A 4,823-nucleotide genomic window follows, 5' to 3' on the forward strand; every position below is an offset into this window, starting at 1 on the left:
TCCCATCAGTTCAGCCACCGATTCCTGGCGCTTGGCATAACGCTGCGCCAAAACCGCACAGACCATTAGCTGAATCTGGTGGAACAGCATCAGCGGCAAAATCAACACGCCAATGGTGCTGCCGGCAAACAACACCTGAGCCATGGGTACGCCGGTTGCCAGGCTTTTCTTCGAACCGCAGAACAGGATGGTGATGCGGTCTTCCTGGTTGAAGCCAAAAGCCTTGGCCAGCACGGTGGACGCCACCAGCACCAGGCCCAGCAATACGCAGCAGGCCACCACCAGCCCCAGCAGATCCCGCACCGGAATCTGATGCCAGATGCCCTCATTCACCGCTTCGCTGAACGCGCCGTAGACCACCAGCAGAATCGAACCCTGGTCGACGAACTTCAGCCAGTTCTTGTTGCGACCCACCCAGGCGCCGATCCAGCGTCGAGCAATCTGCCCGGCGATGAACGGCAGCAGCAGTTGCACACTGATCTTGAGGATCGCGTCCATGGTCGAGCCGCCGTCGCCATGCACATTAAGCAGCAGGGTCACCAGCAGCGGCGTGAGGAAGATCCCGAACAGGCTGGACGCCGCCGCGCTGCAGATCGCCGCCGGAATATTGCCCCGCGCGAGGGAGGTGAAGGCAATCGCCGACTGCACCGTGGCCGGCAATGCGCAGAGGTAGAGCATGCCCATGTACAGGTTGTCGCCGACCAGCGGTGACAGCACCGGCTTGAGCGCGAGCCCCAGCAGCGGGAAGAGGACGAAGGTCAGGCTGAAGACCAGCAGGTGCAGGCGCCAGTGGCCGGCGCCGGCAATGATCGATTCCCGCGACAGCTTGGCGCCGTGCAGGAAGAACAGCAGGGCAATGGCGATGTTGGTCAACCAGCCAAAGCCCACCGCCACCTGGCCGCTGGCGGGCAGGAAGCTGGCGAAAAGTACCACGCCGACCAGGGTCAGGGTGAAGTTGTCGGGTAAGAAGCGAGGGCGAGTCATGGGGGGTCATCCGGGTTTGCCAGGAACGTGGGGTCGACTCTACTCCGCTGGATCGAGGCCGGCTAACGCTAGTGAGCCAGTACATGTCGCGTAACGGACAAATCTCATCGTACGCAAATATCTGTACCGACACGAAACCCTGTGGGAGCGGGCTTGCTCGCGAAGGCGGTGTGTCAGCCCCCATCAATGTCACTGACACGGCCCCTTCGCGAGCAAGCCCGCTCCCACAGGGATCCATGACATGCCTGGGACCTGCAACAGGCACCCGCACAGCGCTTTTCATCGCCTTCCGACCAGAAACCCGTTCCTGCCTCTTGCACAACCGGTATTATGGTATACCATCAGACGCACAGACACTCTCAAACCCCAGTACGGAGCAGCTCATGAGTTTCGAAATCCGCAAGATCGTCAGCTATGTCGAAGAAACCTTCATCGAAGGCGGCAAAGCCACCGACAAACCCGTGACCATGGTCGGGCTGGCCGTTGTGATGAAAAACCCGTGGGTCGGTGGTTTCGTCGAAGACTTGAAACCGCAGATCCGTGCCAACTGCTCCGACCTGGGCGCGATGATGGTCGAGCGTCTGACCGGCATCATCGGCGGTGCCGAGAAAATCGAGGCCTACGGCAAGGCTGCAGTGGTCGGCGCTGACGGCGAAATCGAACACGCCTCCGCCGTGATCCACACCCTGCGCTTCGGCAACCACTACCGCGAAGCGGTCAAGGCCAAGAGCTACCTGAGCTTCACCAACAAGCGCGGCGGTCCGGGCACCTCGATCCAGATCCCGATGATGCACAAGGACGACGAAGGCCTGCGTTCGCACTACATCACCCTGGAAATGCAGATCGAAGACGCCCCGCGCGCCGACGAAATCGTCGTGGTCCTGGGTTGCGCCGACGGCGGCCGTATCCACCCGCGCATCGGCAACCGTTACATCGACCTGGAAGAACTGGCCGCTGAAAAAGCCCAGTAAGACGGTCGGTCACTAAAACAAAAAGGTATGCAGGAGCGCTCCATGATTCGGCTCACCGCTGAACGTACCCCGGCTGGCACCAGTTACCTGGCGACCGGCCAAGGCCAGCCCGTGGTCTTGATCCACGGCGTGGGCCTGAATAAAGAAATGTGGGGCGGCCAGATCGTTGGCCTGGCCACGAAGTACCGCGTCATTGCCTACGACATGTTGGGCCATGGCGCCAGCCCGCGCCCGGAAAGCGGCACGCCCCTGCTCGGTTACGCCGATCAGTTGCTGGAGCTGCTCGATCACTTGCAACTGCCCAAAGCGGCGGTGATCGGTTTTTCCATGGGCGGGCTGGTGGCGCGGGCCTTTGCCCTGCACTACCCGCAACGCCTGCAAAGCCTGGTGGTGCTCAACAGCGTGTTCAACCGCACCGCGGAACAGCGCGCCGGCGTCATCGCCCGCACCGCCCAGGCCGCCGAACACGGCCCGGATGCCAACGCTGAAGCGGCGCTGTCGCGCTGGTTCAGCCGCGAATACCAGGCCGCCAACCCGGCACAGATCGAAGCACTGCGCCAGACTCTGGCGCAGAACGACCCGCAGGGTTACCTGACCACTTACGAGCTGTTCGCCACCCAGGACATGTACCGCGCCGACGACCTGGCCAGTATCCAGGTCCCGACGCTGGTCGCCACCGGTGAGCTGGACCCGGGCTCGACCCCGGAAATGGCCGAGCAACTGGCTGCGCGCATTCACGGCGCCAGGGTTGCCGTGCTCCCCGAACAGCGGCATATGATGCCCGTAGAATCGCCGCGCCTGGTCAACCAGCTGTTGCTGGAGTTTCTCGACGAGGCGCACTCCCGACCCAACCATTTGAAGGGGATCGTTGCATGACACTCGCACGTTTCCAGATGTGCATCGGCGGCGAATGGGTCGATGCCCTCTCCGGCAAGACTTTCGAAAGCCTGAACCCGGCCCTGGCCGAAGCCTGGGCTGAACTGCCCGACGCCGACGAAGCCGATGTCGAGCGCGCCGTCCAGGCTGCGCAGACCGCCTTCGACAGCCCGGCCTGGCGCGGCCTGACCGCCACCGCTCGCGGCAAATTGCTGCGTCGCCTGGGTGATCTGATCGCCGAAAACAAGGAAAAACTGGCGCAGCTGGAAAGCCGCGACAACGGCAAGCTGATCCGCGAGACCCGCGGCCAGGTCGGCTACCTGCCGGAGTTCTTCCACTACACCGCGGGTCTTGCGGACAAGCTCGAAGGCGGCACCCTGCCGTTGGACAAGCCGGACCTGTTTGCCTACACCGTGCACGAAGCCATGGGCGTGGTCGCCGCGATCATTCCGTGGAACAGCCCGCTGTACCTGACCGCCATCAAGCTGGCCCCGGCATTGGCAGCGGGCAACACCATCGTGATCAAGCCGTCCGAACACGCTTCGGCGACCATTCTGGAGCTGGCACGCCTGGCCCTGGAAGCCGGCATTCCGCCAGGCGTGGTCAACGTCGTCACCGGTTACGGCCCGAGCACCGGCGCCGCCCTCACCCGCCATCCGCTGGTGCGCAAGATCGCCTTCACCGGCGGCGCGGCCACGGCTCGCCATGTGGTGCGCAGCAGCGCCGAGAACTTCGCCAAGCTGTCGCTGGAACTGGGCGGCAAGTCGCCGAACATCATCTTCGCCGACGCCGACCTCGACAGCGCGATCAACGGCGCCATCGCCGGCATCTACGCTGCCTCCGGGCAGAGTTGCGTGTCCGGTTCGCGTCTGCTGGTGCAGGACGAGATCTACGACGAGTTCGTCGGTCGCCTGGTGGAACGCGCCCAGCGCATTCGCATTGGCAACCCGCAGGACGACAGCAGCGAAATGGGCCCGATGGCCACCGCGCAGCAGCTGGCTGTGGTGGAAGGCCTGGTGGCCGATGCCATCGCCGAAGGCGCGCGCCTGCGCATCGGCGGCAAGCGTCCTGCCGGCGTGGGCGACGGCTGGTTCTATGAGCCGACCTTGTTCGAGTGCGACCGCAACTCGATGAAGATCATGCAGGAAGAAGTCTTTGGCCCGGTGGCTTCGGTCATCCGCTTCAAGGACGAAGCCGAAGCGCTGGCGATCGCCAACGACTCGCAGTTCGGCCTCGCCGCCGGCATCTGGACCCGTGACCTGGGCCGTGCCCATCGTCTGGCCCGCGACGTGCGTTCGGGGATCATCTGGGTCAACACCTACCGCGCGGTCTCGGCCATGGCGCCGATCGGCGGCTTCAAGAACAGCGGCTATGGACGCGAAAGCGGCATCGATTCGGTGCTGGCCTACACCGAGCTGAAAACGGTGTGGATCAACCTGTCCCAGGCACCGATGCCTGATCCGTTCGTGATGCGCTAGGAGATTAGGAAAATGATCGAACCCGGCATTTACAAAGACGTCATGGGCTCATTCCCGTCCGGCGTCACGGTAGTGACTACCCTGGACCCGGACGGTGGCATCGTCGGCATCACCGCCAGCGCCTTCAGTGCGTTGTCGATCGATCCGGCGCTGGTGCTGTTCTGCCCCAACTACGCTTCCGACACCTATCCGGTATTGCGCGACAGCAAGCAGTTCGCGATTCACCTGCTGTCCGCCGACCAGACCGCCGAGGCTTACGCCTTCGCCGGTAAAGGCAAGGACAAGGCCAAGGGCATCGACTGGCACCTGAGCGATCTGGGCAACCCGATCCTGGCCAAGGCCACGGCGATCATCGAGTGCGAACTGTGGCGCGAATACGACGGCGGCGATCACGCCATCATCGTCGGCGCGGTGAAGAATCTGATCCTGCCTGCGCAGCCGGTCACGCCGATGATCTACCACAAGGGCAAGCTGGGGCCGTTGCCGGCGCTGGGCTAATGACTTGATACGCCCT

5 protein-coding genes are annotated in these 4,823 nt (G+C 63.4%); 4 read left to right on the forward strand and 1 reads right to left on the reverse strand.

Features of this window, described 5'->3' with window-relative positions:
- On the reverse strand, nt 1-984 hold a 984-nt coding region (locus K9857_RS29670), incomplete at its 3' end, for a bile acid:sodium symporter family protein (protein ID WP_224542032.1).
- Between the two features lie 383 nt (nt 985-1,367).
- Here K9857_RS29670 and K9857_RS29675 point away from each other — a divergent pair.
- Genes K9857_RS29675 through K9857_RS29690 form a run of 4 tightly spaced genes read left to right on the forward strand, consistent with a single transcriptional unit; the run spans nt 1,368 to nt 4,807 of the window.
- Nucleotides 1,368-1,955, forward strand: a complete 588-nt coding sequence (locus K9857_RS29675; protein ID WP_175379063.1) for an amino acid synthesis family protein — start codon at nt 1,368-1,370, stop codon at nt 1,953-1,955.
- A gap of 42 nt (nt 1,956-1,997) precedes the next feature.
- Nucleotides 1,998-2,831 carry an alpha/beta fold hydrolase gene (locus tag K9857_RS29680; protein ID WP_224542035.1) on the forward strand — a complete coding sequence of 278 codons (834 nt, stop codon included), beginning with the start codon at nt 1,998-2,000 and terminating at the stop codon, nt 2,829-2,831.
- Nucleotides 2,828-4,309, forward strand: coding sequence for an aldehyde dehydrogenase (locus tag K9857_RS29685; RefSeq protein WP_224542037.1), 1,482 nt, complete (start codon nt 2,828-2,830; stop codon nt 4,307-4,309). Before K9857_RS29680 ends, K9857_RS29685 begins: the two co-directional genes overlap by 4 nt.
- Nucleotides 4,310-4,321: 12 nt before the next feature.
- Nucleotides 4,322-4,807: a flavin reductase family protein gene (locus K9857_RS29690; RefSeq protein ID WP_224542039.1), complete on the forward strand. Its 486-nt coding sequence runs from the start codon at nt 4,322-4,324 to the stop codon at nt 4,805-4,807.
- Nucleotides 4,808-4,823: the final 16 nt, after the last annotated feature.

The sequence above is a fragment of the Pseudomonas sp. REP124 genome, assembly GCF_020164475.1.
Classification (GTDB): domain Bacteria; phylum Pseudomonadota; class Gammaproteobacteria; order Pseudomonadales; family Pseudomonadaceae; genus Aquipseudomonas.